The sequence below is a fragment of the Pseudomonas sp. IzPS59 genome (assembly GCF_014863505.1).
Classification (GTDB): domain Bacteria; phylum Pseudomonadota; class Gammaproteobacteria; order Pseudomonadales; family Pseudomonadaceae; genus Aquipseudomonas; species Aquipseudomonas kribbensis.
In genome coordinates this window covers 4,844,363-4,871,188 of sequence record NZ_CP062251.1, presented here as the reverse complement: position 1 = coordinate 4,871,188, position 26,826 = coordinate 4,844,363, and the positions used below count along the sequence as shown (strand labels likewise).

Below are 26,826 nucleotides of genomic sequence, written 5' to 3'. Positions count from 1 at the left end.
GATTGCGTTACACATTAGTGCACGCATAACGCAATCGCGTTACTTATAGAAACAGTCAATCAACCACGATAGTAGCGTTGTGGAACGAATGGCATTTTGCTTACAAGCATTTGCACCTTTTTCCCACGAACGATCGCCCAGACTGGTGTGTCCAGTGCGACATAAGCGCTGTCGAGGTAACCCATCGCCAATGGCCCGCCCAGGGTCGGGCCGAAACCGCCGCTGCACACGCTGCCGATGATGTCGCCGGCTTCGTTGACGATCTCTGCACCTTCACGGACCGGCGTGCGCTCCTGCGGCAGCAGGCCGACGCGTTTGCGTGCGACACCGTTCTGCTGCTGGCCGAAAATTTGTTCTGCACCCGGGAAGCCGCCGGCCCGCGCACCATCGGCACGACGTGGCTTGGAGATGGCCCACAGCAGGCTGGCTTCGATTGGCGTGGTGTCGGTGTTCATGTCGTGGCCGTACAGGCACAGGCCGGCTTCCAGGCGCAGCGAATCCCGGGCACCGAGGCCGATGGCGGCGACTTCCGGTTCGGCCAGCAGGGCGCGGGCGAGTTTTTCCGCATCGGCTGCCGGTACGGAGATTTCGAAACCGTCTTCACCGGTGTAGCCCGAGCGGCTGACGAAGCAATCCACGCCCAGCAGCGTCACGCGGGCGAACTGCATGAAAGTCATCTTCGCCACTTCCGGCGCCAGACGTGCCAGGACGGTTACGGCCGCCGGACCTTGCAGCGCGAGCAGGGCGCGGGCTTCGAACAGCTCGGTAATGGTGCACTGATCGCCGATGTGTTTTTGCAGATGGGCCAGGTCCTGATCCTTGCACGCGGCGTTGACCACCAGGAACAGTTCGTCGTTGCCGAGGTTGGCGACCATCAAGTCATCGAGGATGCCGCCGGTTTCGTTGGTGAACATCGCGTAGCGCTGCATGCCCACCGGCAGGTCGATGATGTCCACCGGCACCAGGGTTTCCAGGGCTTTGGCGGCATTGGCGCCGGTCAGGCGGATCTGGCCCATGTGCGAGACATCGAACAGCCCGGCCTGCTCACGGGTGTGCTGGTGTTCTTTCATCACGCCCAGCGGGTATTGCACCGGCATGTCGTAGCCGGCGAACGGCACCATGCGGGCGCCGAGTTCGATGTGCAGAGCGTGCAGCGGGGTTTTCGACAGTTGTTCGGTGGACATGCGTGACTCCTTGATTCACACCAACCCTCTCCCGGCGGGAGAGGGGGCTAATTAACACTCGATAATGTTGACCGCCAGACCGCCACGGGCGGTCTCCTTGTATTTGCTTTTCATGTCGGCGCCGGTCTGGCGCATGGTGCGGATGACCTTGTCGAGAGAGACGAAGTGCTGTCCGTCGCCGCGCATGGCCATGCGCACGGCGTTGATCGCCTTGACCGAGCCCATGGCGTTGCGCTCGATGCACGGCACCTGCACCAGCCCGCCAATCGGGTCACAGGTCAGGCCGAGGTTGTGTTCCATGCCGATTTCGGCGGCGTTTTCCACTTGTTGCACGCTGCCGCCGAGGACTTCGCACAACGCACCGGCCGCCATCGAACAGGCCACGCCGACCTCGCCCTGACAGCCGACTTCGGCACCGGAAATCGAGGCGTTTTCCTTGTACAGAATGCCGATGGCCGCCGCAGTCAGCAGGAAGCGCACCACGCCGTCATCGTTGGCACCGGGAATGAAGCGCATGTAGTAATGCAACACGGCCGGAATGATTCCTGCCGCGCCGTTGGTCGGCGCCGTAACCACGCGCCCGCCATTGGCGTTTTCTTCGTTGACGGCGAGGGCGTAGAGATTGACCCAGTCCAGCACCGACAACGGATCGCGCAGCGACGATTCCGGGTTCTTGCACAGTTGCCGGTGCAACGCCGCCGCCCGCCGTTTGACCTTCAGGCCACCCGGCAGAATGCCTTCGTTGCGACAGCCGGCGGCCACGCAGTCCTGCATCACTTGCCAGATTTTCAGCAGGCCGGCGCGGGTTTCCGCTTCCGGGCGCCAGGCGCTTTCGTTGGTCAGCATCACCTGACTGATCGACAGACCGTAGGTGGCGCAGTGACCGAGCAAGTCCTTGGCACTCTTGAACGGGAAGGTCAGCGGTGTGGCGTCTTCGACGATACGGTCGGCACCGGCCGCATCTTCGTCAACCACAAAACCACCGCCGACCGAGTAGTACTCGCGGCTGCGGATCTGCAATCCCGCCGCATCGAAGGCACGGAAGATCATGCCGTTGGGGTGATAGGCCAACGGTTTGCGGATCATTGCCAGATGTTCTTTCTCGTTGAACGCGATGCTGTGTTCACCGAGCAGGTTCAAACGCCCGCTGCCACGAATCTGCGTGAGACGTGTGGCGACGGTTTCGGTATCCACGGTATCCGGGTGTTCACCTTCCAGGCCCAGCAGCACAGCCTTGTCGCTGCCGTGCCCCTTGCCGGTGGCGCCGAGGGATCCATACAACTCGACCCTGACGCTGGTGGTGGCCGACAACAGGTTTTCCCGGCGCAGGCCTTCGACGAAGCGCGCGGCTGCGCGCATCGGGCCGACGGTGTGGGAACTGGAGGGGCCGATGCCAATCTTGAACAGGTCGAACACGCTTAACGACATGGTTGTTCTCCGGTTTCTTGTTATAGGCACATCAGGCACGCATGAAAGGGGCGGGCGAACCCGCCCCCTCACAGGTCAAGCGTAGCTTTCGATCGACGGGCAGGCGCAGACCAGGTTGCGGTCGCCGAACACGTTGTCGACGCGACCGACCGGCGGCCAGTACTTGCCTTCGATCAAGGACGCCACCGGGTACACCGCTTGCTCGCGGCTGTACGGGTGAGTCCACTCGCCAACCAGCTCTGCAGCGGTGTGCGGAGCGTTCTTCAGCGGGTTGTCGTCCTTGTCCAGGGTGCCGTTTTCCACTGCGCGGATTTCTTCGCGGATGCGGATCATGGCGTCACAGAAGCGGTCCAGTTCTTCTTTGGATTCACTTTCGGTCGGCTCGATCATCAGCGTGCCGGCCACCGGGAACGACATGGTCGGGGCGTGGAAACCGAAGTCGATCAGGCGCTTGGCAACGTCGTCGACGCTGATGCCGCTGCTGTCTTTCAGCGGGCGCAGATCCAGGATGCACTCGTGCGCCACCAGACCGTTGCTGCCGGTGTACAGCACTGGATAGTGCTCTTCCAGGCGACGGGAAATGTAGTTGGCATTGAGGATCGCCAGTTGCGAAGCGCGCTTCAGGCCTGCGCCACCCATCATGCGAATGTACATCCAGGTGATCGGCAGAATGCTCGCGCTGCCGAACGGTGCCGCGCAGACCGCGCCTTCCTTGCGTTCCATGTGGCCGTGGCCCGGCAGGAACGGAGTCAGGTGCGATTTCACACCGATCGGGCCGACGCCCGGGCCGCCACCGCCGTGCGGAATGCAGAAGGTCTTGTGCAGGTTCAGGTGCGAGACGTCGCCGCCGAACTTGCCCGGTGCGCAGAGGCCGACCATCGCGTTCATGTTGGCGCCGTCGATGTACACCTGGCCGCCGTTGTCGTGAATGATGCCGCAGATCTCGCGGATGCCTTCTTCGAACACGCCGTGGGTCGACGGGTAGGTGATCATCAGCGCGGCGAGGTGTTCGCGGTGCTCGATGGCCTTGGCGCGCAGGTCTTCGATGTCGACGTTGCCACGGGCGTCGCAGGCGGTCACGACCACACGCATGCCGGCCATGTTGGCGGTGGCCGGGTTGGTGCCGTGGGCGGACGACGGGATCAGGCAGATGTCGCGACGGTCTTCGCCACGGCTCTGGTGGTAGGCGCGAATTGCCAGGAGACCTGCGTATTCACCCTGGGAACCGGCGTTCGGTTGCAGTGAGATCGCGTCGTAACCGGTGGCGGCGCAGAGCATCGCTTCCAGTTCGTCAGTCAGTTGCTGGTAACCGGCGCTTTGCTCGGCCGGGGCGAACGGGTGCAGGGCGCCGAATTCGGCCCAGGTCACCGGGATCATTTCGCTGGCGGCGTTGAGCTTCATGGTGCACGAGCCCAGCGGGATCATGGTGCGATCCAGTGCCAGGTCCTTCTCCGCCAGTTTGCGCAGGTAGCGCATCAGCTCGGTTTCCGAGTGATAACGGTTGAACACCGGGTGGCTGAGGATTGGGGACTGACGAACCAGCGCAGCTGGAATGGTGCTTTGCGCGGCAGCGGCCAGAGCAGCGAAATCCGGCAGGGTCTTGCCGTCGGCGAACAGGGCCCACAGGGTTTCGATGTCGGCCTGGGTGGTGGTTTCGTCGACCGACAGGCCCAGACGCTGGGCATCGATCACCCGCAGGTTGATCTGTTGGGCGCGGGCCTTGTCATGCAGCGCGGCGGTTTGCGCGCCGGTGGCCAGGGTCAGGGTGTCGAAGAAGCTGGTTTGCTCGACGGCCACGCCCAGTGCGCTCAGGCCCTTGGCCAGAATCGCGGTCAGGTGATGCACACGGTTGGCGATCCGGGTCAGGCCTTTCGGGCCGTGGTACACGGCGTACATGCTGGCGATGTTGGCCAGCAGCACTTGCGCGGTGCAGATGTTCGATGTGGCCTTCTCGCGGCGGATGTGTTGCTCGCGGGTCTGCATTGCCAGGCGCAGGGCCGGCTTGCCGAAACGGTCAACCGAAACACCGACCAGACGGCCCGGCATGTCGCGCTTGAACGCATCTTTGGTGGAGAAGTAAGCCGCGTGCGGGCCACCGAAGCCCAGCGGTACGCCGAAGCGTTGGGCGCTGCCGATGGCCACGTCTGCGCCGAATTCGCCCGGCGGAGTCAGCAGGGTCAGGGCCAGCAGGTCGGCAGCCACGGCCACCAGGGCGTTGGCGGCGTGGAAGCGCTCGGTCAGTTCGCGGTAGTCGAACACATCACCGTTGCTCGCCGGGTATTGCAGCAGGGCGCCGAAGAACGGCGTCACGTCGCTCAGTTCACGCTCGTCGCCGACCACCACTTCAATGCCCAGCGGCTCGGCACGGGTGCGCAGCACGTCGAGGGTTTGCGGGTGGCTGTGGATCGAGGCGAAGAACTGGTGGCTGCCCTTGTTCTTGCTCAGGCGTTTGCAGAAGGTCATGGCTTCGGCAGCGGCGGTGGCTTCGTCGAGCAGGGAAGCGTTGGCGATCGGCAGGCCGGTGAGGTCGCTGATCAGGGTCTGGAAGTTCAGCAGCGCTTCGAGACGGCCCTGGGAAATTTCCGGCTGGTACGGGGTGTAAGCGGTGTACCAGGCCGGGTTTTCCAGCAGGTTGCGCAGGATCGGCGACGGCGTGTGGCAGTTGTAGTAGCCCTGGCCGATGTAGGTCTTGAACAGCTGGTTCTTGCCGGCGATGCCTTTGATCATTGCCAGGGCATCGGCTTCGCTCAGGCCGTCGTCCAGGCCGAGCACGCTGGTGCCCTTGATGCTTTCCGGGATGACGCTGGCGCTCAGGGCTTCGAGCGAGTCGAAACCGAGGCTGTTGAGCATGGCCTGCTCGTCACCGGCGCGCGGGCCGATGTGACGGGCGATGAATTCGTTGGCGGTGCCGAGATTAACTTGGGTCATGTCAGGTTCCTCAGGCTTCGGCTTGGGCTTTGATCAGGCGGTCGTAGGCGTCCTGATCCAGCAGCTTGGCGACGGCGGAAGCATCCGACGGCTTGAAGCGGAAGAACCAGCCTTCGCCCAGCGGATCTTCGTTGACCAGTTCAGGGGCATCTTCCAGCGCCGGGTTCACTGCCAGCACTTCACCGTCCAGTGGCATGTACACGCCGCTGGCGGCTTTGACCGATTCCACGGTGGCGGCTTCGGCGCCTTTCTCGTAAGCCTGCAGTTCAGGCAGTTGCACGAAGACCACATCGCCCAAAGCGTTCTGCGCGAAAGCGGTGATGCCAACGGTGACAGAACCATCGGCTTCGGCGCGCAGCCATTCGTGATCTTCAGTAAAACGCAACTCGCTCATGGAATCTCCTAAGGGCCAGACTCGTCTGGTGGACGCGGTGGATTACTTGGGCGCAAAGCCCTGATTTTATGAACGGTTACTAAGCAAGAACGCGGCCAACGTAAAAATATCGTTATAAATCAACGAGTTGATATTTTGTTGATTAGCCATGAGGGTAGGGCGTGTAGCGAAATCGCTACAGCTCGGGGCGAAGAAAAAAGCTGAAGCGGATCAAAGCCTTGCACAGCAGTGATCGGAGAAGGGTGTAGCGATATCGTTCCGCTGTAGCGCTTTCAGTACAGATGAAGGTCGCTTTCAGTGCCGATTTCGAGACTAGTCAGGACCTGTGGGAGCTGGCTTGCCAGCGATGACGGCGGCACTGCCAACAATGGAGGTGACTGGCCCACCCCTATCGCTGGCAAGCCAGCTCCCACAGGATATGCAGTGTGTTCAGGGCTTGTTGGGGATGCCGTACTTGCGCAGCCGATGGGCAATCGCCGTGTGCGAGGTCTGCAGGCGTCCGGCCAGTTGGCGGGTCGAGGGGTAGCTGACATAGAGTTTTTCCAGCAGCGATTTCTCGAAGGCTTCCACGGCTTCTTCGAGGCTGTCGACGTCTGTGTCGGTCTGCCGCGCCACCGAGGTGCCGGCGATGTCGAGGTCGCCGATGTCCACCAGGCTGCTTTCGCAGATGGCGGCGGCGCGGAAAATCACGTTCTGCAATTGCCGCACGTTGCCCGGCCAGCGGTTGCCGAGCAGCGCCGGATAGGTGCCGGGCGCGAGGCGGCAGACCGGGCGCTGGATCTGCGCACAGGCCTGCTGCATGAAATAGCGGGCCAGCAACAGAATGTCCTGACCGCGTTCGCGCAGCGGTGGCACTTCGACGTTGAGCACGTTGAGGCGGTAGAACAGGTCTTCGCGGAACAGGCCTTCGCTGACCATTTTTTCCAGGTCGCGGTGGGTGGCGCTGAGGATCCGCACATCGACTTTGACTTCGCGATCGCCGCCCACCCGACGGAAGCTGCCGTCGTTGAGGAAACGCAGCAGCTTGGCCTGCAAGTACGGCGACATCTCGCCGATCTCGTCGAGAAACACCGTGCCCTGGTTGGCCAGCTCCATCAGCCCCGGTTTGCCGCCCCGTTGTGCGCCGGTGAAGGCGCCGGGGGCATAGCCGAACAGTTCGCTCTCGGCGAGGTTCTCCGGCAGGGCCGCGCAGTTCAGCGCCAGAAACGGTGCGTTGTGCCGGGTGCTGATGGCGTGACAGGCACGGGCCACCAGTTCCTTGCCGGTACCGGTTTCGCCCTGAATCAGCAGCGGTGCGTCGAGGGCCGCCACCCGTTGCGCGCGGGCCTTGAGGGTGCGGATCGGCGGCGATTCGCCGAGCAACGAATCGAAACCTTCGGCATGGTCGTGGTGCAGCGCCGAGAGCTGTTCACCGATGCGGTTCGGTTGATACAGGGTCAGCAGTGCACCGGCGTCAGTGATCGGCGTGGCATCCAGCAACAGGGTCTGGCCGTTGACGGTGATCTCCCGCAGCGGCAAGCGAAAGCCCTGTTCGAGCAAGGTTTCGAGCAGGCCCGGATCGTTGAACAGCTCCGAGACACTTTCCCCCGCCGGCTCGCGACCGTACAGGGCGATCAGCGCCGGGTTGGCCAGCAGCACCTTGCCGGCGCTGTCCAGCGCCAGCACCGGGTCGGTCATCGCCGCGAGCAACGCGTCGAGCTGCAAGTGCCGGCGCTGGCCGGGGAGGATGTCGACCACCACCACGGCTTCCACGCCGCGCACCCGGAACAGCGCATCTTTCAACTCTTCGAGCACTTGCGGGCTGAGGGTCGGGGCGTCGATGTAGACGTTTGGCGGAACCATTTCCACCGCATCCAGATTGAGATTGCGTCCACCGAGAATCGCCAGGACTTCCTGGGTGATGCCGACGCGGTCGATGAAACTGACGTGGATACGCATGGGGTGGTTCTGGGTTCTGGGTTCTGGAGTGCGGAGGGGGGCAAGTATGCCTTAAATCAAAAGCCCCCTCACCCCAGCCCTCCCGAAACGTCGGACCGCCCGGAGGGAGAGGGGGCCGACCGAGGTGTCTTGCGTGATACATCGACCTGAAAGATCGAGTTGATTATGGATTCAGCGAAGAGCTTTCAGGTCGGCGTATGCCTGAAGCATCCCCGGATCAGCTCCCTCTCCCTCTGGGAGAGGGCTGGGGTGAGGGGGCTTTGGGGGATTACTCGAAATGCTCGGGGTTAACCGGATCCCCGGATTTCATATTCAGCTGCGTACGAATGTCTTCAAACATCAAATCGTAATGCTTGTGCACCGAGCCGATCTGGCTGTGGCTTTTGGGGATGCCGTACTTTTCGGCAATCTGCGTCACGTTGCGCGCGAAGTTGTAGGCCTCTTCCTTGGGCAGAAAGAACGGTTCGTTGACCTCTTTGCCCTGGATGCTTCCAACCAGCCGGAACTGTATCCCTTTGCCTTTTTGCGGATCCTGCGACACCTCGTATTCGAGGCGGATGTTGTAGTTGACGTCATCTTTGGTCAACGCGTGCCGCTCGATGTGCAAATGACCGGGTTCGAACTGGGCCATGGTGTTCTCTCCTTTCAAGGCATGGGAGAAGGGCAGACCTGGAGTCTGCCCCAGCATTTCTTTTTTATCGGTAGGTGATGCCGGGTTTCGCGGTGCTCACCCGAGTACCGGCGGTGCCCTGGACGATGGCTTCGATGTCCGCCAGCGAACCGATTACCGCGACCTTGCCAGTATGGCGTGCAAATTCGCAAGCTGCCTGCACCTTCGGCCCCATGGAACCGGCGGCGAAGCCCAGGCGTTCGAGTTCGTCCGGGTGGGCCTGGGCGATGGCTTTCTCGGTGGGTTTTTTGAAGTCGATGTACGCCGCGTTGACGTCGGTGGCGATTACCAGCAAGTCCGCTTCCAGCTGTTCGGCCAGCAGCGACGAGCACAGGTCCTTGTCGATGACCGCCTCAATGCCTTTGAGGTTGCGCTTCTCGTCGTACATGGTCGGGATGCCGCCACCGCCGGCGCAGATCACGATGCTGCCCTTGTCCAGCAGCCACTTGATCGGGCGGATTTCGAAGATGCGCTTGGGTTTCGGGCTGGCAACCACGCGACGGTATTTGTCACCGTCGGCCTTGACCACCCAGCCTTTCTCTTTGGCCAGGCGCTCGGCTTCTTCTTTGGCATAGACCGGGCCGATGAATTTGGTCGGGTCCTTGAAAGCCGGATCCTTGGGATCGACTTCGACCTGAGTGAGCAGGGTGGCGAACGGGACTTCGAAGTCCAGCAGGTTGCCCAGTTCCTGTTCGATGATGTAACCGATCATGCCTTCGGTTTCGGCACCGAGCACGTCCAGAGGGTAGGCTTCATCGGGTTTATAGGAGAGGCCCTGCAACGACAGCAGGCCGACTTGCGGGCCATTGCCGTGGGCGATGACCAGTTGATTGCCGGGGTGGATCTTGGCGATTTGCTCGGTGGCGATGCGGATGTTGGCGCGCTGGTTGTCAGCGGTCATCGGCTCACCACGGCGGAGCAGGGCGTTACCGCCCAGAGCTACGACGATACGCATAATGCAGTCCTTTCAGAATTCGGTGAGCCTGCGGGGCAGCCTTCGGCGGCGCCCGCAGGTCAGGGGCAACGCTTACAGATCAGCCAGGGTCGATACCAGAATCGCCTTGATGGTGTGCATGCGGTTTTCCGCTTGCTCGAAGGCGATACAGGCCGGCGACTCGAATACGTCGTCGGTCACTTCGATGCCGTTGGCCAGGTGCGGATACTGTTCGGCGATCTGTTTGCCGACTTTGGTATCGCTGTTGTGGAATGCCGGCAGGCAGTGCATGAACTTGGTGCGCGGGTTGCCGGTGGCTTTCATCAGTTGTGCGTTGACCTGGTACGGCAGCAATTGCTCGATGCGCTCGGCCCAGGCTTCAACCGGCTCGCCCATCGATACCCAGACGTCGGTATGGATGAAGTCCACGCCTTTGACCGCAGCTTTCGGGTCTTCGGTCAGGGTGATGCGGGCGCCGCTTTCTTCCGCGTATTTTTTGCAGCGCTGCACCAGATCATCGTGAGGCCACAGGGCTTTCGGCGCGCAGATGCGCACGTCCATGCCCAGTTTTGCGCCGACCAGCAGCAGCGAGTTGCCCATGTTGTTGCGGGCGTCGCCCAGGTAGGCGTAGCTGATTTCGTGGATCGGCTTGTCGGCGTGCTCACGCATGGTCAGCACGTCGGCGATCATCTGGGTCGGGTGATATTCATCGGTCAGGCCGTTGAACACCGGTACGCCCGCGAACTTGGCCAGCTCTTCGACGATTTCCTGCTTGAAGCCACGGTACTCGATGGCGTCGTACATGCGACCCAGCACGCGGGCTGTGTCTTTCATGCTTTCCTTGTGGCCGATCTGCGAGGAATTCGGGTCGATGTAGGTGACGTTGGCGCCCTGGTCATAGGCGGCAACTTCGAACGCGCAGCGGGTGCGGGTGGAAGTTTTTTCGAAGATCAGGGCGATGTTGTTGCCCTTCAGGTGTTGCTGCTCGGTGCCGGTGTACTTGGCGCGTTTCAGGTCGCGGGACAGGTCGAGCAGGTAACGCAGCTCACGTGGGGTGTGGTGTTCCAGGCTGAGCAGGTTACGGTTGTGGATATTGAAAGCCATGATGGATCTCCTTAGATTTCGGTTATCCCCCTGGCCGCGCTCGGTTAGCGGCGGCCAGAGCTCAGAGTTTTAGTAGTCGATCGGGTCGCGGATGATCGGGCAGGTCATGCAGTGGCCGCCGCCACGGCCACGGCCCAGTTCGCCGGCGCTGATGGTGATGACTTCCACGCCTGCCTTGCGCAGCAGGGTGTTGGTGTAGGTGTTGCGGTCGTAGCCGATGACCACGCCCGGTTCCACGGCCACCACGTTGTTGCCGTCATCCCATTGCTCGCGTTCGGCGGCGAAGCTGTTGCCGCCGGTTTCCACCACGCGCAGGTTCGGCAGGTTCAGCGAGTTGGCCACGACTTCGAGGAACGTTTTGTTCTCCCGTCGTACGTCCAGACCGTAAGGTTTGCTTTCGTCAGGACGGATGATGAACGGCACGATTTCCTTGACCACTTCCGGGAAAATCGTGACCAGGTCGCGGTCGCAGAAGCTGAACACGGTGTCCAGGTGCATCGCCGCGCGGGATTTCGGCAGTCCGGCGACCACGACTTTTTCCACCGCACCCTTGGCGAACAGCGACTGTGCGAGTTGGCCGATGGCCTGGCGCGAGGTGCGCTCGCCCATGCCGATCAACACCACGCCATTGCCGATCGGCATCACGTCGCCGCCCTCGAGGGTGGCTTTGCCGTGGTCCTTGTCCGGGTCGCCGTACCAGACTTCGAAGTCGGCACCGGTGAAGTCAGGGTGGAATTTGTAGATGGCGGTGGTCAGCAGGGTTTCCTGACGACGGGCCGGCCAGTACATCGGGTTGAGGGTCACGCCGCCGTAGATCCAGCAAGTGGTGTCGCGTGTGAACTGGGTGTTGGGCAGCGGGTCGAGCAGGAAGCTGGAGTGGCCCAGGTAGTCGCGGTACATCTTGATCACGCTGGCGCCTTCGCTGTCCGGCAGATCTTCGCCGGCCACGCCGCCGATCAGGAACTCGGCGAGCTTGCGCGGCTCCAGGCCTTCGAGCCAGCTGCGCACTTCGTTGGTCAGGCCGACGCCGACGGTGTCCGGGGTGATCTTGCGATCCAGAATCCATTTCAGCGCTTCGGGGTTGCCGACGATGTCGGTCAGCAGGTTGTGCATTTCCAGCACTTCGATCCCGCGCTCGCGCATCTTGGTGACGAAGTCGAAGTGGTCGCGCTTGGCCTGGTTGACCCAGATCACATCGTCGAACAGCAGTTCGTCGCAGTTGCTCGGGGTCAGCCGCTGGTGGGCCAGACCTGGGGAACAAACCATGACTTTGCGCAGTTTGCCGGCTTCGGAATGGACGCCGTACTTAACTTTTTCCGTGGTCATTTCAGTGATCCTCCAGAGATAAAACGTTTGGCAATTACAGAGTCAGGAAGCCGTCGTAGAGACCGTAGGCCGCCACCAGGGCGCCCACGACCACCGCGGCGAAAATCAGCTTCTCGACGTTGGTGAAAACCGGTTGTTTGAGTTCGAGCTTGGCCTTGGCGAACAGGATCGCGCCGGGCGCATAGAGCAGGGCCGAGAGCAGCAGGTACTTCACGCCGCCGGCGTAGAGCAGCCAGACCGCATAGATCAGGGCGATGCCGCCGATGATCAGGTCCTTGCGCCGTTCTGCCGCGAAGCCCTCGTAGCTTTCGCCGCGCACCGCCAGCAGGAGGGCGTAGGCCGCCGACCACAGATACGGCACCAGAATCATCGAAGTGGCGAGGTAGATCAGCGACAGGTAAGTACTGGCCGAGAACAGGGTGATGACCAGGAACAGCTGAACCATCGCGTTGGTCAGCCACAGGGCGTTGACCGGCACGTGGTTGGCGTTCTCCTTGCGCAGGAACTCCGGCATGGTGTGGTCCTTGGCGGCGGCGAACATGATCTCCGCGCACAGCAGCACCCACGACAGCAGCGCCCCCAGCAGCGAGATGATCAGGCCGACGCTGATCAGCACCGCGCCCCAGTGACCGACCACGTGCTCAAGCACGGCGGCCATCGACGGGTTCTGCAGTTTGGCCAGTTCCGGTTGGGTCATGATGCCCAGCGACAGCACGTTCACCAACACCAGGAACAGCAGCACGGTGATGAAACCGATCACGGTGGCCTTGCCGACGTCCGAACGCTTTTCCGCCCGGGCCGAGAAGATGCTCGCGCCTTCGATGCCGATGAACACCCACACGGTGACCAGCATCATGTTGCGCACCTGGTTCATCACGCTGCCCAGGTCCGGGTTTTTCACGCCCCAGATGTCGGCGGTGAAGATGTCCAGTTTGAAGGCGAAAATCGCGATCAGGACGAACAGCAGCAGCGGCACGACCTTGGCGACGGTGGTCACGAGGTTGATGAACGCCGCTTCCTTGATCCCGCGCAGCACCAGAAAGTGCACGGCCCACAGGAGCACCGAGGCACCGATCACGGCGGCAACGGTGTTGCCTTCACCGAAAATCGGAAAAAAGTAGCCGAGGGTACTGAAGAGCAGAACGAAGTAACCGACGTTGCCCAGCCAGGCACTGATCCAGTAGCCCCAGGCGGACGAGAAACCCATGTAGTCGCCGAAACCGGCCTTGGCGTAGGCGTACACGCCGCCGTCCAGGTCAGGTTTTCGATTGGCGAGGGTTTGAAAGACGAAAGCGAGGGTGAGCATGCCGACGGCGGTGATGGCCCACCCGATCAGTACCGCACCGACGTCGGCGCTGGCGGCCATGTTTTGTGGCAAAGAGAATATCCCGCCACCGATCATTGATCCGACTACCAGGGCAACCAGTGCACCTAGTCGTAGTTTTCCGGGAGCTTCAGACATTGCATGACTCCATTGCAGGAGAGAAGAGTTCACAGCGTAGTTCTGTTGACTGTTCAAACAGCTGACATAGATCAGTGCATGGCCACATTCCATTGTTAATGAATGACTTATGAATCCACTGCAGGCATAAGGCTACTGTCTGGAAGGCCCGTCCCAGAGGCCTTTGGTCGATTTTATTGGGAATGGATCCTATTACTTTCGAGTTATCACGCTAGTTGCTTTTCAGGTTTTGGCAAATTTTTCACATCTGTTTTCAGTACAGAATTGATTTATTAGGATCCGCGCACAAAACTGACTTAACGTGCTAGGCGTTAGCGTCATCCGCTATATATAAGTGGGCGTTTGTTGGCATTACCTGATAAACGTCTTCGACTGTTAGCCGTTTAGTTAATAGTTGTTACAAATAAAACCTCACCACATCTTTCAAGGAGATTTGTATGTCGCAACCGACGCAAAAGCTGCGCCTTGGCGCGCTGATCGCCCTGGTGGTGGGTTCGATGATTGGCGGGGGGATTTTTTCCTTGCCGCAGAACATGGCGGCTCGTGCCGACGCCGGCGCCATCCTGATCGGCTGGGGAATCACCGCCATCGGCATGCTCACCCTGGCGTTCGTGTTCCAGACCCTGGCCAACCGCAAGCCGGAGCTGGATTCCGGCGTCTACGCCTACGCCAAAGCCGGCTTCGGTGACTACATGGGATTCTCTTCCGCGTGGGGCTACTGGATCAGTGCCTGGCTGGGCAACGTCGGGTATTTCGTGTTGCTGTTCAGCACCCTCGGCTACTTCTTTCCGGTGTTCGGCCAGGGCAACACGCCGATCGCCATCGGTTGCGCCTCGGTGCTGCTGTGGGCCGTGCATTTTCTGGTGATGCGCGGGATCAAGGAGGCGGCGTTCATCAACCAACTGACCACCGTAGCCAAGATCGTGCCGCTGATCATGTTCATCGTCATCGCTGCCGTGGCGTTCAAGGCTGACATCTTTACCCGCGACATCTGGGGCCGCAGCAACCCGAACTTCGGCGGGGTGATGGATCAGGTGCGCAACATGATGCTGGTCACCGTGTTCGTGTTCATCGGTATCGAAGGCGCCAGCGTGTATTCGGCGCGGGCCGAGAAACGTTCGGATGTCGGCCGGGCCACGGTGATCGGTTTCATCGGCGTGCTGGCGCTGCTGGTGCTGGTCAACGTGCTGTCGCTGGGGATCATGAGTCAGCCGGAACTGGCGACCCTGCAGAACCCTTCGCTGGCGGCGGTGCTGGAACACATCGTCGGGCCGTGGGGCGCGCTGGCGATCAGTATCGGTCTGGCGATTTCGTTGCTCGGCGCGTTGCTGTCATGGGCGCTGCTGTGCGCCGAAATCCTCTTCGCCACCGCCAAGGACAAGACCATGCCGGCGTTCCTGAAAAAGGAAAACGCCAACCATGTGCCTGTCAACGCGCTGTGGCTGACCAACGTGATGATCCAGATTTTCCTGTTGATCACGCTGTTTTCCGCCGGCACTTACACCAGCCTGATCTACCTCGCGTCGTCGATGATTCTGGTGCCGTACCTGTGGTCGGCGGCCTATGCGGTGCTGTTGAGCGGGCGAGGCGAAACCTACGAACACGCCTCGGCCGAACGCACCAAGGACCTGCTGATCGGCGGTATCGCCCTGTGCTACGCGGTGTGGTTGCTGTACGCCGGTGGGGTGAAATACCTGCTGTTGTCGGCGCTGTTGTATGCGCCGGGGGTGATCCTGTTCGCCAAGGCCAAGCATGAGCAGGGCGAGCCGCTGTTCACCACCATCGAGAAGGGGATTTTCACCTGCGTGATCGCCGGGGCCGGGCTGGCGGCCTACGGGTTGTACAGCGGCTTGCTGTCACTGTGAGGCTGCGGCTCGAATACCGGGCGCCCTACGACTGGCCGGCGATGCTCGGGTTTCTGGCGGCGCGGGCTGTGGTCGGGATGGAGGCGGTGATTGATGGCGTGTATTCGCGCAGCATCGGGTTGAACGGTGTGCACGGCACGGTTTCCGTCTGGCCCGGTGACGGTGATGCTCTGGAGGTCGAGCTGGATTTCCCGGATCCGTCAGCGGTTCCCGAGATCATCATGCGCTTGCGACGGCTGTTCGATCTGGATGCGGATCTGTCGAGGATGCAACAGCATCTGAACGCTGACCCGCTGCTGGCGCGATTGATCGCCGAGCGTCCGGGATTGCGGGTGCCGGGGGCGTGGGACGGACTGGAGCTGGCGTTTCGGGCGGTGCTGGGGCAGCAGATTACGGTGGTCGGGGCGATCCGGCTGGCGGGGAAACTGCTGGCGCAGTATGGCGAGCCGTTGCATTCATCGGTGTCTGGACTGACTCACGTCTTTCCTCGCGCAGCCGTTTTGGCGAATGCCGATCTGGCGGCGTTGGGCATGCCGAAAAGTCGCGGGCGCACGTTGTCCGGGGTGGCGCAGGCGTTGCTGGATGATCCGCTGCTGTTTGAATCAGGAACGGCGCTGTTGCTGGCGCTGCACGGGATTGGCGACTGGACGGCGCAGTACATTGCCTTGCGGCAGTTGCGGGACATGGACGGGTTCCCGACCGGGGATGTGGGGTTGCTGCGGGCACTGGAGGTGCTGGAAGGGGAGCGGATGACGGCGCGGGAATTGTCTGCCCGCGCCGAGGCCTGGCGACCGTTTCGCGGTTATGCAGCGCAGTTGCTGTGGACATCGTCGAGTCGTGCGGATTGATATCCGTACACACTCAAAACCATCGCGGTTGATGTGAACCCAACTCAGTGGCCGGCAATGACCACTGCAATGGCGTCCCGCTGATCTTCAAAGGCGCTTGCAGCCGATGCGCCGGCCCCCAGGGCGTCTGCTCCAGTCGCAAGCTCTGATCCTTGGCATCTTCCGGACGCAGCACTTCGTTCGTGCCCGGTTCCTGCTCGATCAACAGCTTCGCCGTCCGCGCCAGCGACAGTCGAGCGGACCCACCTCGACCACTGCGTAACCTTTCAGCCAGCAACCTGATCACACTCGCCGCCATCAGATACCCCGTCGCATGATCCAGCGCCTGCACCGGCAACGGCGTCGGTTTGTCCGCCTGTTTCCAGCGCTGCCCCGCCTCGGCAATCCCGCTGCTCATCTGCACCAGACTGTCGAAGCCCCGACGGTTCTGCCATGGGCCGCTCCAGCCGTAGGCGTTGAGGCAGACATCGATCAGCCCCGGTGCCAGTTGTCGGCGATGTTCGGCGCCGAAACCGAGGTGTTCAAGCGCATCGGCGCGATAGCCGTGCAGCAGAATGTCCGCATCCTTGAGCAAACCTTCGAACACTGCACGATCTGCCGGTTGATGCAGATCCAGCCGCGCACAGCGTTTGCCGAGGGTGACTTCCGGCACTACGCCGGGTTCGTTCCAGGTCGGCGGGTCGATGCGCAGGACATTGGCGCCTAGCCCCGCGAGAAAGCGGCTGGCGGTCGGGCCGGCGAGCACGCGGGTCAGATCGAGCACCTTGAGCCCGGCCAATGGCTGCGCCACCGAGCCTTGCCAGAGTTGACGACTTTCATCTTTCCCATCACTGAAATGCACCAAGGGTTCGGCGTTCACCGCCAATCCTTGCGGGTGTTTCTGCCATTGTTCCCAACTGCGCATTTCGGCAGCACAACCCTTGGCATCGACCACCGCTTGCTCCAGATCGGCACTGGCCCATTGCGCGACTTTCGCTGCCATGGCCGCACGGTCGGCGCAGGCACCGAGCACGCTTTCAGCGGCGGCGCGGTGATGGGGGGCGTTGGTGTGCAGGCGGATCCAGCCATCCTTTGTTGCGTAGTCACCGGCCACCGGATCCCACAGCGGTGGGACTTCCCAGCCGATCGGTCGCAGCGAGGTGGCGAACCAGAACGAGGCGAGGCGACGGTCAACTTCGACGCTGGGCAGTTGGCCGGTCTGCTGCCGGAGCAATTCGCCGACTGCTTGCCCGGCCGCGGCAATGCTCGCGCAGGCAAGGTCGGTGACGGCAAATGCCGAGGGCAGGGCGCCCTCGCCGGTGAACGGAATCGGCGTGCTGGGCAAGCCGAGTGCGGCTTGAATGGACGTGAGCAGATCAGTCATCGAAGGCCCTCCGGAACGAGAGGGCAGAATAGTGCAAAACGCTACGGGCTTAGATGAAACACACTGTCCCCTGTGGGAGCTGGCTTGCCAGCGATTACGGAGTGTCAGTCAGCAATGTATCGACTGATCCACCGCCATCGCTGGCAAGCCAGCTCCTACAGGGATTCAGGGCGACCGCAATTACACGCGGAACTGATCCATCAATTTCATCTGCTGGCTGGCCAGAGCATTCAACTGGCTGCTGATCGCCGCCGATTCGGTGGCCTGTTCGGTCAGGGTTTCGGTGACGGTACGAATGGCCGAGACGTTGCGGTTGACCTCTTCGGCCACCGCGCTCTGCTGTTCGGCGGCGCTGGCGATCTGCAGGTTCATGTCGCTGATCACCGTAACCGCGTCGCTGATCTTGCCGAGGGCGTCCACGGCCTGGCGGATCTGCCCGGCGTTGTTGTGGGCCTGGGTCTGGCTCGAATGCATGGTCGCGACCACGCCGCGGGTGCCGGTCTGGATGCGTTCGATCACCAGGCGGATTTCCTCGACCGAATCCTGAGTGCGCTTGGCCAAGTTACGGACTTCGTCGGCCACCACCGCAAAACCGCGACCGCTTTCACCGGCACGGGCTGCTTCGATCGCGGCGTTCAGCGCCAGCAGGTTGGTCTGTTCGGCAATGCTGCGGATCACTTCCAGCACCGAACCGATCTGCTCGCTGTTGACCGCCAGTTCTTCAACCTCGGTCACCGCTTTGCTGACTTCATCGGCCAGTTGGTTGATGTCGCGGGTGCTGCGCTCGATGATCGACATCCCGTCCTTGGCCGACTGATCGGCGCCTTTCGCCGCGTTGGCGGCGTTCGAGGCGCTGTTGGCCACGTCGTGGGCGGTGGCGCTCATTTCGTTGGACGCAGTCGCAACCTGATCGATCTCGCGGAACTGCACCTGCATGCCTTCGCTGGTCTGGCGGGCGATTTCCGACGACTGATCGGCGGTGCCACGGGCTTCGGTGATGCTTTGTTTGATCTGGGCAATGGTCGGTTGCAGCTTGTCGAGGAAACGGTTGAACCAGTTCACCAGTTCGCCGAGTTCATCCTTCTTGGTGTAGTTCAGGCGCTGGGTCAGATCACCTTCGCCGCTGGCAATGTTCTTCAGCATTTCGGCGACGCTGTTGATCGGCCGGGTCACGCCCGAAGCGGTGAGCCAGATCAGCACCAGGCCGATCAGGCCGGCGATCACGGCCACCGCCAACGCGGTCATCACGCCAGTTTGTTGAGCGTCATCGAGCACCGCTTGCAGCTTGACCGAGTCGGCCAGCAGCACTTGTTTCGGCAGGTCGATGACCACGCCCCAGGCCCGGGAGTTGCCGATCGGGTCGACCGGGTACACGGCGCGGATCAGGTCGCCCTGTTCGAGAATCTTCGGTGTGCCGGCGCTCAGCAGTTGCAGGATGTCCTTGCCTTCGGCGCCCAGGGTTTCGGCGATGCCTTTGCCGACCTTGGTTGCGTCGGTGCTGTAGGCGCCCAACACGCCGCTGCCGGAGACAATCAGCATGTGCCCGGCACCGTTGAACAGTTCACGCTGGGAGCCCACGGCCGCCGCTTGCAGCGCATCGAGTGCGATGTCGATGCCGACCACGCCGATGGCCTTGCCGTCCACCAGCAGCGGCACGGAAATGGTGGTCATGAGCATTTCCTTGGTGCCCACGGTGTCGGCGTACGGGTCGAGCAGGCAGGTGCGCTTGTTGTCGCGAGGGCAGGTGTACCAACTGTTGTAGGGCGTGCCGCTGACGCTGAGGGTGGTCTTGGTCATGTCTTCTTCGACCATGATCGTGTTCAGCGCAGAACCGGCGGCGCGGCTCCAGTAAGTGGCGAAGCGCCCGGCTTCGTTGGACTGGCGCGCGGCGTCGTTGACGAACTCGCTGTCCTTGCCGTCCAGGCCGTTGGGTTCGAAGGCCAGCCAGATACCCAGCACCTTGCTGTTGCGCTCGAATGCGGTTTTCAGGCTCAGGTTCAATTCTTCACGCAAGGCCCCGGCGTCCAGCGAACGCTTGGCGGCCATGACGCGCATGTCCTTGATCTGGTCGGCCAGTGCGGTGATCACCAGCAGGCTCTCGCCGAAGGTTTTCTGCACCTGCACCGCCTGTTCGGCCGCCTTGGCCTGCAGCAGGTTCTGCACACTGGCGGTGAGCATCTTGCTGCTCGAATCGCTGACCAGTTCGTCGTTCTGGTTGGTCTGGTAGATGTTGATGCCGACGATCAGCGCAACCACGCCGAGCAGGCAGAGCCCGGACAGCAGGACGATTTTCAGGCGAATGGACAGGGAGTCGAACATGGGGTGTTCTCGCGAATGAATGAACTGTTGGCTACGGGGCACGGAATTGCCCGGTTCGCCAAATCCATTCAGCGCCATTCATTGCTCATCGGCGCGGGGCGAGGGTGCATGAGGCGCATGCCGACGAACGGTCACGGCAAAACGTTTGCGCGGGCAAAAGCCCTGAAAAGAAGGGAAAAATCAGGAAATCTTCGGCAGCGATTCCGGGCGTGACCAGATCCACAGGTTACCCAGGGTCATGCCGGCAATTGCCAGATAGACCGGCCAGCCGTGATCGAGCACCACCAGCATCAGGGTGGCGCACAGCAGCATGCTGACGGTGGCGCTGACCTTGGCCTTGCGGGCGATGATCTTGCCGTTGCGCCAGTTGCTCAGGATCGGCCCGAACAGCCGATGGTTTTCCAGCCAGGCACTCAGGCGCGGCGAACTGCGGGTCGCGGCCCAGGCGGCGAGCAGGATGAATTCGGTGGTCGGCAGGCCGGGGACGACGATGGCGATCAGGCCGATGCCGAGGCTGACATAGGCGAGCAGGCCGAACAGCAGGCGGGCGAGTCGGGAGGAGGCGGGTTGGGGCATGGGCTCGAAGTGCGTGAGGCGAAACGGGGATTCTACAGATTTGCCAAGACTCCTGTGGGAGCGAGCTTGCTCGCGAAAGCGGTGTGTCAGGCACATTTATGTTGAATGTGCCGTCGCCTTCGTCGGAACGCCGACCGGAGCAAGCTCGCTCCCAAAGGGATCAGGCCGGTTCGGCTTCCGTGGCGTAAGCCTGTTCCAGCAGCACGGTGAAGCGGTTGAATGCGTCGATCGCGCCTTGCTCCACTTCGGCTTCTTCTTCGGCGCTGAATTGCAGCGAATCGAGGGTACGCACGAAGCTCTTCCAGCCTTCGGCGCGACCGCCTTCAGGCTCGCCCAGGTGACGGGCGCCGAAGGTTTCGCTCAGTTCCAGCGCGACGGCGCGTTTGATCAGGAACGCCGCGCCGAGCTTGGAACCCTCGGACACGAAGATCCAGCCCAGAGCGCGGGCCTTGCTCGGGTTTTTCACCGCGCCGGCAACGGGTGCAGGCACTTCGGTGTCCAGGTCCGCAAGGTCGGCCTTGGCCGCTTCAGCGCGGCAGCGAGTCGGCAGGTCAGGAACGATGGCAGTCAGTTCGGCATCGTTGTACAGCGAGACCAGTTCCGACTGGAACAGGTACTGCGCGACCACGAAGCGGGCGAAATTGGCGCGAGTCTCGAACGGCGCATGGGCTTTCACCAGCGCATCGAGCTTGCTGTGCGGCTCGTGAGTGATCTGGTTCAGGCGTTGCGAACGCAGGGCTTTTTCCGGGGTGCTCATGAGATGTCCTTGATAAAAGAGGCGCTTGATAACGAGACGAACGGGCAAGCGCCGGACAGTAAAAAAACCTCACGGCGCGGCAATTCGCTCGCGCCGTGAGGTCATCCGGATCAGATGTCCCAGACCAGGTTGATCGCGAAGTTGCGACCCGGCTGTGTCAGGCGATCAAGGTTGGCCGGTTGTGTCACCGACGCTTCGCCGACGCTGTCGTAACCGCGCACGTCATCCCACAACCAGTACTTCTTGTCCGTCAGGTTGTAGATGCCGCCGCTGACGGTGACGTCGTCGGTCACCTTGTAGTAGCCGGCCAGATCGAGAATGCCGAAGCCCGGGGACTTGAATTGACTGCTGACACCGTCCGGCGACTTGAAGTTGGTGTCGTCGACGCGATCCTTTTTCTTCACCACGGTCCAGCTCAGCAGGCCGCCGTAGTTGTCCTGGTCATAACCCAGACCGAATACGCCGGTCAGCGGATTGACGCTGTTCAACGGCTCGCCGTTGTCGTTGTTGCGTCCGTAGGCGTAGGAGATCGAACCCTGGGTGTACAGACCTTGCGGCGCACCGAAGGAATCCAGGTTCAGTCGGCCTTTGACTTCGGCACCCTTGATGGTGGCGTGCTTGATGTTGCTGGACTGGAAGGTCAGCTCGCTGTAGCCCGGGGTGACGGCGTCTTCGTTGATGAAGTCGCGGTACTTGTTATAGAACACCGCCACGTCGAACGAGCCTTGCTCGAAGTTGCCGCGCAGACCGGTTTCATAGCTTTTGCTCTTTTCCGGTTCCAGGTTCGGGTTCGGCGCCACGTTGTAGCCGGTGGTGCTGTTCTCGAAGCGGCCGTACAGCGCTTTCGCGGTCGGAGTGCGGAAGCCTTCGGCGTACTGGCCATACCAGGTGTAGTTGTCGGTCAGGGCGTAGGTCAGGCCGAATTTCGGCGAGACTTTATGCCAGGTCTTGTTTTCGTCGCTCACCGTGCCTTTGCCATCGGCGGCCACGGTGTTGAGGAATTCCTGGGTGATGTGAGGCTTGAGCTGGGTGTAGTCGTAGCGCAGGCCCGGCAGGAAGGTCCACTTGTTCCAGCTGATCTGATCCTGGGCGAACAGGCTGTAGGTGTTGATGGTCGGGTCCGGGAAGTCGCTGGACTTCTTCAGCACGTCGGCCGCACTGGTGGCGCCGATGGCGGTGCAGCCGCGACCGACTGCCAGGCACTTGCCGTCGCCGCTGCGTGAACCGGTGACTTTCTGCTGTTTGATCGTGGTGCCGTAGGTCAGCACGTGATCGGTGTCACCGATGGCGAATGCCTTGTCCAGTTGCGCATCGAACACCCACTGTTTTTCCTCGTAGATCGTGTCGCGGGTACGCAGCACTTTACGGGTCATCGGGTAGTAGAACTCTTCGGTGCTCTGGTCGGTCTTGGCGACCTGGTGGTTGAGGCTCCACTTCACATTGTCCGCCAACAGGCTGTCGAGGGCGAAGCTGTGTTCCAGGCCGAAACGCTCACGGGTGACGGTGTCGTTACCGGTGCGCCACTGGTACATGCCGCCGGGCAGCACGCTGTTGGGAATGGTCGGAGCGCCATTGAAGAACGGGCCGCCGTAAGCACTTTTCTGATCGGTGTCGCGATCGTCCTTGTACTTTTCGTAGGTCAGGCCCAGACGCGAACCTTCGTTGTAGTTCCAGCCGATCTTGGCCAGCACGTTTGAGGCTTTCACGTCCTCCGGGTTGGCGGCGGTGCGCTCCAGACCGGTGCCGTTGTTGCTGCCGTAGGAATCGGTTTCATGACCGTCGCGCTGGCTGTAGTGCAGCAAACCGTCGAACTGCTCGGCGCGTCCGGCGACGGTGGCGGATTTCAGCCAGCTCTCGTCGGCGGAGCTGTAGCCGGTTTTCAGGCGGGCGCCGACGTCTTTGCCGGGCTTGATGATGTCGTCGGGGTCGAGGGTGTAATAACTGACTGCGCCGCCGATGGCGTTGCTGCCGTACAGCACCGAAGCCGGGCCGCGAAGGATTTCCACGCGCTTGACGATTTCCGGGTCGACGTAATTGCGCTGGGTCTTGGCGTACGGGCCGTTGAAGAAGCCGTCCGGTACTTCGACACCATCCACTTGAGTCAGGATGCGGTCACCGTCGATGCCGCGAATGTTGTAGCCGCTGATACCGCCGCGCTGACCGGCGCCGCCGACGGAGACGCCCGGCTCGTAGCGCACCAGATCCTTGATGGTATTGACGTTGTTGCGGTCCAGGTCCTGACGGGTTTGCACGGTGACGGTGGCCGGTACGCTGTTGACCGACTGTTCCTGACGGGTGGCGCTGATGGTCACCTGGTCGAGGTTGAGCGCGCCGCTGTTGTTGCGTTTTTCCAGCACGACGTTGTTGTTGCTCAGCTTGCGGAAGCTCAGGTTGGTCCCCACCAACAGTCGCTCCAGGGCTTTTTCCGGTGGCAGCGAACCGCGCACGCCCGGCGACGACACGCCTTTACCCAATTCAGCCGGCAAGCCGACTTGCCAGCCGGTGACGGCGGTGAACGCGTTGAGCGCCGACACCAGCGGTTGCTGGCCGATGGCGAACGAGTAATCGCCCATGTTGCGTGCCGGTTGCTCGGTGGCGGCCATCAGCGGCGCAGTGCCGGCCATCAGGATGGCGGCGGTCAGCAACGACAGCACGCGGGAAGGGGAAGAAGTCTGGCGGGTAAGGCGTGAGGACATCGATAGCGCTCCGTGTCGCACGAATCTTTATAGGTGCTGATTCACGTCCGAAGATGCGAATCAATTGCATTGGCTATAACGAGACGAACGAGCTTCGGCTATCGAGTAAAAATAATTCTCATTTAGTTCAGAATCACCAGCGCCGGGAATTCCTGAAGCTTGGCCGAGGTGATGTGAGCGAGCGAGCGCACCACGTCCAGCGGCTGGTCGAGGCGGTAATTGCCGGTGACGGCGACGTCGGCCAGGTGTTCGTTGGTGTTGATGATGAAACCCGGATAATAGCGGCGCAGTTCGGCCAGCACCTGGTTCAACGGGCAGTTCTCGAAGATCAACCGACCCTGCACCCACGCCAGATCGGTGGCGGCGTCGACCTTGGCCGGCCGGTCGAAACCGTTCGGGCCAATGCGGATGCTTTCCCCGGCGGACAGACGTACCCGGGCATCGTCACGGGTGGCACGCAGATCGACATCGCCACGCTGCACTCGAACCTGCGCCACGCCATCCAGATAACGCACGGCGAACGCGGTGTCGCGCACGCTGGCCTTCACCGGCCCGGCGTCGATTTCCAGCGGCTGGCTGCGGCTGGCCGGGATCTCGAAAAACGCTTCGCCCTGATACAGGCGCGCCACCCGTTGGCGATCATTGATGGTGCTGGAGAACGCGGAATTGGTGTTGAGCAGGACTTTCGAGCCGTCCTCCAGCTGCAGGCGCTGACGCTCGCCGACCACGGTCAGGTGATCGGCCTGTAGACGCATCGGCAGGTTGCTGAAACTGAACAGACCGAGAATCAGCACCGCAGCGGTGGCCAGCGGTTTCCAGTGCGGACGCAGGCGTGTGAGGACGGTGACTTTCTTCGGTTTGGCCGCAAGCTCTTGCGCGCACTGGGCGATCTGCGGGCCGTCCCAGATCGCCTGGGCCTTGGCGAATGCCTGGGCGTTCAACGGATCGGCCGCCAGCCAGGCATGAAACTGCCGGGTCTGCTCCTCGTCCGGGCTGCCGAGCACGATGAGCCAGTCCAGAGCCTGGTCCATTGCGTTGGCGGCGTCCTGCGCCGTGTCGGGCGAAGGAGGGCGGTGGGTTTCCGTCACGGTGTTTCCTCGGCAGTGTCTGTGCACGGCTGTTTTTTTAGTGAAGCGTAAAAGTCGGGCAAGGGTAACAAAGGCCGATGATCAGTGCAGTCGATCCTGGCACTTAGAGAAAAAACCTACAGCATCAGTCGCCGTTCAAGCGCTCGGCGACACCGATGCAAATGGTCATGATCAGTTTGAGTTCTTTCTGCACCGTGCTGAGGGACACGCTGAGTTCTTCGGCGATTTCCTGGTAGCTGTGCCCGTGCAGGCGGCTGAGGATGAAGATTTGCTGCTGACGGGGGCTGAGTTCACCGAGGCTCACGTTCAAGCGCTCCAGCAATTGTTCGGCGTGGGCGGCGTCTTCGGCGCTGCTGGCGGGGGCGGCGACGCTGTGCACCACGTCCTGGGGCACGTCGTCGACCATGGTGCGCGAGTGGATCTTGCGCGCACGCAAGTGATCCAGCGCCAGGTTGCGCGCGGTCTGGAAGACAAAGGGTTCAAGGTGATCGATGGCCCGTTCGCTCAGCGCCCGCGTGACGCGCAGGTAGGTTTCCTGCAACAGGTCTTCGGCGGTGCTGTGGTTGTTGACCATGCGTTCCAGCGTTCGCAGCAATGAAGTGCGCTGGGCGAGGAAAACGTGATTGAACTGCGACTGACTCACGGGAGGACCTGATCCATTTCGAGCGAATGATAATGCTTATCATCCGCCCGAGTGGTCAAGTGTTGATTTGTCAAAGGTTGGTAAAGCTATTACCCGCTGACAAATCGGCGGCCGCGGTTTTATTCCGCGCTGCACAGCGCCAGGCAGTTATCGAGCATGCGGTTGGAGAAGCCCCACTCGTTGTCGTACCAGGCCAGCACTTTCAGCAGTTTGCTGCTGGATTTGGTGTGGTTGGCGTCGAAGATCGACGACAGCGGATTGTGGTTGAAGTCGCTAGATACCAGCGGCAGGGTGTTGTAGCCGAGGATTTTCGAGTGCTGGCTCGCGGCTTTCATCAGTGCGTTCACTTCATCGGCCGAGGCTTCGCGTTTCAACTGAACCGTCAGGTCAACCAGCGATACGTTGATCACCGGCACGCGCACGGCCATGCCGGTCAGCTTGCCCGCCAGTTCCGGCAGTACCAGGCCCACGGCTTCGGCAGCGCCAGTCTTGCTCGGGATCATGTTCTGCGTGGCAGAACGGGCGCGGTACGGGTCGGTGTGGTAGACGTCGGTCAGGTTCTGGTCGTTGGTGTAGGCGTGAATCGTGGTCATCAGACCGCTTTCGATGCCCAGTTCGCGGTGCAGCACCTGGGCCACCGGGGCCAGGCAGTTGGTGGTGCACGAGGCGTTGGAGATGATCTGGTGCGACTGGCGCAGGATGTCGTGGTTCACGCCATAGACGACGGTGGCGTCGGCGCCCTTGGCCGGGGCCGAGATGATGACTTTGCGCGCACCGGCAGTAATATGCGCGGCGGCTTTGGCCCGGTCGGTGAACAGGCCGGTGCATTCGAATACCACATCAATCTTTTCCGCAGCCCACGGCAACTCGGCCGGGTTGCGGATGGCGCTGACCGAAATACGGTCACCGTTGACGGTCAGACTCTCGTTGTCATGCGCAACTTCGGCATCGAACGTGCCGTGAACGGTATCGTATTTGAGCAAGTGCGCATTGATCGCGCTGTCGCCCAGATCGTTGATGGCGACGATCTGCAAATCCTGTCGATAGCCTTGGGTATACAGTGCGCGCAGGACATTACGGCCGATGCGGCCAAAACCATTGATTGCGATTCGAAGAGTCATTGAACAGCGCCGCCGTCGTTTTGTTGTTGGAATTACAAGATTATTCGCATAAAAATAGAAAACAAGCCTTTTTAGTGGCAATATTTTGTTTTATCTACAACGAGTGACCTGAATCAACTGGTCCGAATGGTCAAGGAAACCGCCCGTCATCCCACGCGTGCGGACGCTTTGGTCAGCATAGA

19 protein-coding genes and 2 pseudogenes are annotated in these 26,826 nt (G+C 61.6%); 2 read left to right on the top strand and 19 right to left on the bottom strand.

The window, feature by feature from the left end; genetic code table 11:
- Positions 1–59: 59 nt before the first annotated feature.
- The 10 genes from gcvT to arcD (IF189_RS21810) form a co-directional block, all read right to left on the bottom strand.
- A complete protein-coding gene (gene gcvT / locus IF189_RS21855; protein ID WP_134827885.1) occupies positions 60–1,184 on the bottom strand; it encodes a glycine cleavage system aminomethyltransferase GcvT in 1,125 nt (374 codons plus the stop codon).
- A 51-nt stretch (positions 1,185–1,235) separates the two neighbouring features.
- Positions 1,236–2,612: an L-serine ammonia-lyase gene (locus IF189_RS21850; RefSeq protein ID WP_134827884.1), complete on the bottom strand. Its 1,377-nt coding sequence runs from the start codon at positions 2,610–2,612 to the stop codon at positions 1,236–1,238.
- Between the two features lie 75 nt (positions 2,613–2,687).
- Positions 2,688–5,540 carry an aminomethyl-transferring glycine dehydrogenase gene (gcvP, locus tag IF189_RS21845; protein ID WP_134827883.1) on the bottom strand — a complete coding sequence of 951 codons (2,853 nt, stop codon included), beginning with the start codon at positions 5,538–5,540 and terminating at the stop codon, positions 2,688–2,690.
- A gap of 10 nt (positions 5,541–5,550) precedes the next feature.
- Entirely contained in the window at positions 5,551–5,934 is a 384-nt protein-coding gene (gene gcvH / locus IF189_RS21840; RefSeq protein ID WP_085709634.1) for a glycine cleavage system protein GcvH, read from the bottom strand.
- A 429-nt stretch (positions 5,935–6,363) separates the two neighbouring features.
- Positions 6,364–7,872, bottom strand: coding sequence for a sigma-54-dependent transcriptional regulator (locus IF189_RS21835; protein WP_134827882.1), 1,509 nt, complete (start codon positions 7,870–7,872; stop codon positions 6,364–6,366).
- Positions 7,873–8,140: 268 nt separating this feature from the next.
- Positions 8,141–8,503 (bottom strand): DUF5064 family protein, encoded by a 363-nt coding sequence (locus tag IF189_RS21830; protein ID WP_085709636.1) that lies wholly within the window; start codon positions 8,501–8,503, stop codon positions 8,141–8,143.
- A gap of 64 nt (positions 8,504–8,567) precedes the next feature.
- Positions 8,568–9,497: a carbamate kinase gene (arcC, locus tag IF189_RS21825; protein ID WP_134827881.1), complete on the bottom strand. Its 930-nt coding sequence runs from the start codon at positions 9,495–9,497 to the stop codon at positions 8,568–8,570.
- A gap of 72 nt (positions 9,498–9,569) precedes the next feature.
- Complete coding sequence (locus tag IF189_RS21820; RefSeq protein WP_025126828.1) at positions 9,570–10,580, bottom strand: ornithine carbamoyltransferase; 1,011 nt, start codon at positions 10,578–10,580, stop codon at positions 9,570–9,572.
- Positions 10,581–10,649: 69 nt separating this feature from the next.
- Positions 10,650–11,906, bottom strand: a complete 1,257-nt coding sequence (gene arcA, locus IF189_RS21815; RefSeq protein WP_085709638.1) for an arginine deiminase — start codon at positions 11,904–11,906, stop codon at positions 10,650–10,652.
- A gap of 34 nt (positions 11,907–11,940) precedes the next feature.
- Positions 11,941–13,368: an arginine-ornithine antiporter gene (gene arcD / locus IF189_RS21810; RefSeq protein WP_134827880.1), complete on the bottom strand. Its 1,428-nt coding sequence runs from the start codon at positions 13,366–13,368 to the stop codon at positions 11,941–11,943.
- A gap of 437 nt (positions 13,369–13,805) precedes the next feature.
- On the opposite strand from arcD (IF189_RS21810), the gene arcD (IF189_RS21805) reads away from it, so the two are divergent.
- Both arcD (IF189_RS21805) and IF189_RS21800 read left to right on the top strand, forming a co-directional pair.
- Entirely contained in the window at positions 13,806–15,233 is a 1,428-nt protein-coding gene (gene arcD / locus IF189_RS21805; protein ID WP_192552250.1) for an arginine-ornithine antiporter, read from the top strand.
- Entirely contained in the window at positions 15,230–16,081 is an 852-nt protein-coding gene (locus IF189_RS21800) for a DNA-3-methyladenine glycosylase family protein (protein ID WP_192552249.1), read from the top strand. Before arcD (IF189_RS21805) ends, IF189_RS21800 begins: the two co-directional genes overlap by 4 nt.
- Before the next feature lie 13 nt (positions 16,082–16,094).
- Here the strand turns inward: IF189_RS21800 and IF189_RS21795 are convergent, their stop codons facing one another.
- The 9 genes and pseudogenes from IF189_RS21795 to gap all read right to left on the bottom strand — a co-directional run bounded on the left by IF189_RS21795 (position 16,095) and on the right by gap (position 26,644).
- Entirely contained in the window at positions 16,095–17,444 is a 1,350-nt protein-coding gene (locus IF189_RS21795) for a CoA transferase (protein WP_134827878.1), read from the bottom strand.
- Positions 17,445–17,624: 180 nt separating this feature from the next.
- Positions 17,625–18,152, bottom strand: a pseudogene (locus IF189_RS29200) (methyl-accepting chemotaxis protein); the annotation flags it as partial.
- Between the two features lie 378 nt (positions 18,153–18,530).
- Positions 18,531–19,490 (bottom strand): annotated as a pseudogene (locus IF189_RS29195) (chemotaxis protein); the annotation flags it as partial.
- Positions 19,491–19,943: 453 nt separating this feature from the next.
- A complete protein-coding gene (locus IF189_RS21785; protein WP_085709643.1) occupies positions 19,944–20,339 on the bottom strand; it encodes a YbaN family protein in 396 nt (131 codons plus the stop codon).
- 160 nt (positions 20,340–20,499) lie between these two features.
- Positions 20,500–21,096, bottom strand: coding sequence for a biliverdin-producing heme oxygenase (locus tag IF189_RS21780; RefSeq protein ID WP_192552248.1), 597 nt, complete (start codon positions 21,094–21,096; stop codon positions 20,500–20,502).
- A gap of 110 nt (positions 21,097–21,206) precedes the next feature.
- Positions 21,207–23,792: a TonB-dependent receptor gene (locus IF189_RS21775; RefSeq protein ID WP_192552247.1), complete on the bottom strand. Its 2,586-nt coding sequence runs from the start codon at positions 23,790–23,792 to the stop codon at positions 21,207–21,209.
- A gap of 122 nt (positions 23,793–23,914) precedes the next feature.
- Positions 23,915–24,880, bottom strand: a complete 966-nt coding sequence (locus IF189_RS21770) for a FecR family protein (protein WP_134827874.1) — start codon at positions 24,878–24,880, stop codon at positions 23,915–23,917.
- A gap of 124 nt (positions 24,881–25,004) precedes the next feature.
- Complete coding sequence (locus IF189_RS21765; protein WP_085709647.1) at positions 25,005–25,523, bottom strand: RNA polymerase sigma factor; 519 nt, start codon at positions 25,521–25,523, stop codon at positions 25,005–25,007.
- 119 nt (positions 25,524–25,642) lie between these two features.
- On the bottom strand, positions 25,643–26,644 hold the full coding sequence (gap, locus tag IF189_RS21760; RefSeq protein ID WP_192552246.1) for a type I glyceraldehyde-3-phosphate dehydrogenase: 1,002 nt from the start codon (positions 26,642–26,644) through the stop codon (positions 25,643–25,645).
- Positions 26,645–26,826: the final 182 nt, after the last annotated feature.

Excerpts from the sequence above, each read along its gene's own strand:
- gcvT (WP_134827885.1), bottom strand. The coding sequence starts at position 1,184 with ATGTCCACCGAACAACTGTCGAAAACCCCGCTGCACGCTCTGCACATC.
- IF189_RS21850 (WP_134827884.1), bottom strand. The coding sequence starts at position 2,612 with ATGTCGTTAAGCGTGTTCGACCTGTTCAAGATTGGCATCGGCCCCTCC.
- gcvP (WP_134827883.1), bottom strand. The coding sequence starts at position 5,540 with ATGACCCAAGTTAATCTCGGCACCGCCAACGAATTCATCGCCCGTCAC.
- gcvH (WP_085709634.1), bottom strand. The coding sequence starts at position 5,934 with ATGAGCGAGTTGCGTTTTACTGAAGATCACGAATGGCTGCGCGCCGAA.
- IF189_RS21835 (WP_134827882.1), bottom strand. The coding sequence starts at position 7,872 with ATGCGTATCCACGTCAGTTTCATCGACCGCGTCGGCATCACCCAGGAA.
- IF189_RS21830 (WP_085709636.1), bottom strand. The coding sequence starts at position 8,503 with ATGGCCCAGTTCGAACCCGGTCATTTGCACATCGAGCGGCACGCGTTG.
- arcC (WP_134827881.1), bottom strand. The coding sequence starts at position 9,497 with ATGCGTATCGTCGTAGCTCTGGGCGGTAACGCCCTGCTCCGCCGTGGT.
- IF189_RS21820 (WP_025126828.1), bottom strand. The coding sequence starts at position 10,580 with ATGGCTTTCAATATCCACAACCGTAACCTGCTCAGCCTGGAACACCAC.
- arcA (WP_085709638.1), bottom strand. The coding sequence starts at position 11,906 with ATGACCACGGAAAAAGTTAAGTACGGCGTCCATTCCGAAGCCGGCAAA.
- arcD (WP_134827880.1), bottom strand. The coding sequence starts at position 13,368 with ATGTCTGAAGCTCCCGGAAAACTACGACTAGGTGCACTGGTTGCCCTG.
- arcD (WP_192552250.1), top strand. The coding sequence starts at position 13,806 with ATGTCGCAACCGACGCAAAAGCTGCGCCTTGGCGCGCTGATCGCCCTG.
- IF189_RS21795 (WP_134827878.1), bottom strand. The coding sequence starts at position 17,444 with ATGACTGATCTGCTCACGTCCATTCAAGCCGCACTCGGCTTGCCCAGC.
- IF189_RS21785 (WP_085709643.1), bottom strand. The coding sequence starts at position 20,339 with ATGCCCCAACCCGCCTCCTCCCGACTCGCCCGCCTGCTGTTCGGCCTG.
- IF189_RS21780 (WP_192552248.1), bottom strand. The coding sequence starts at position 21,096 with ATGAGCACCCCGGAAAAAGCCCTGCGTTCGCAACGCCTGAACCAGATC.
- IF189_RS21775 (WP_192552247.1), bottom strand. The coding sequence starts at position 23,792 with ATGTCCTCACGCCTTACCCGCCAGACTTCTTCCCCTTCCCGCGTGCTG.
- gap (WP_192552246.1), bottom strand. The coding sequence starts at position 26,644 with ATGACTCTTCGAATCGCAATCAATGGTTTTGGCCGCATCGGCCGTAAT.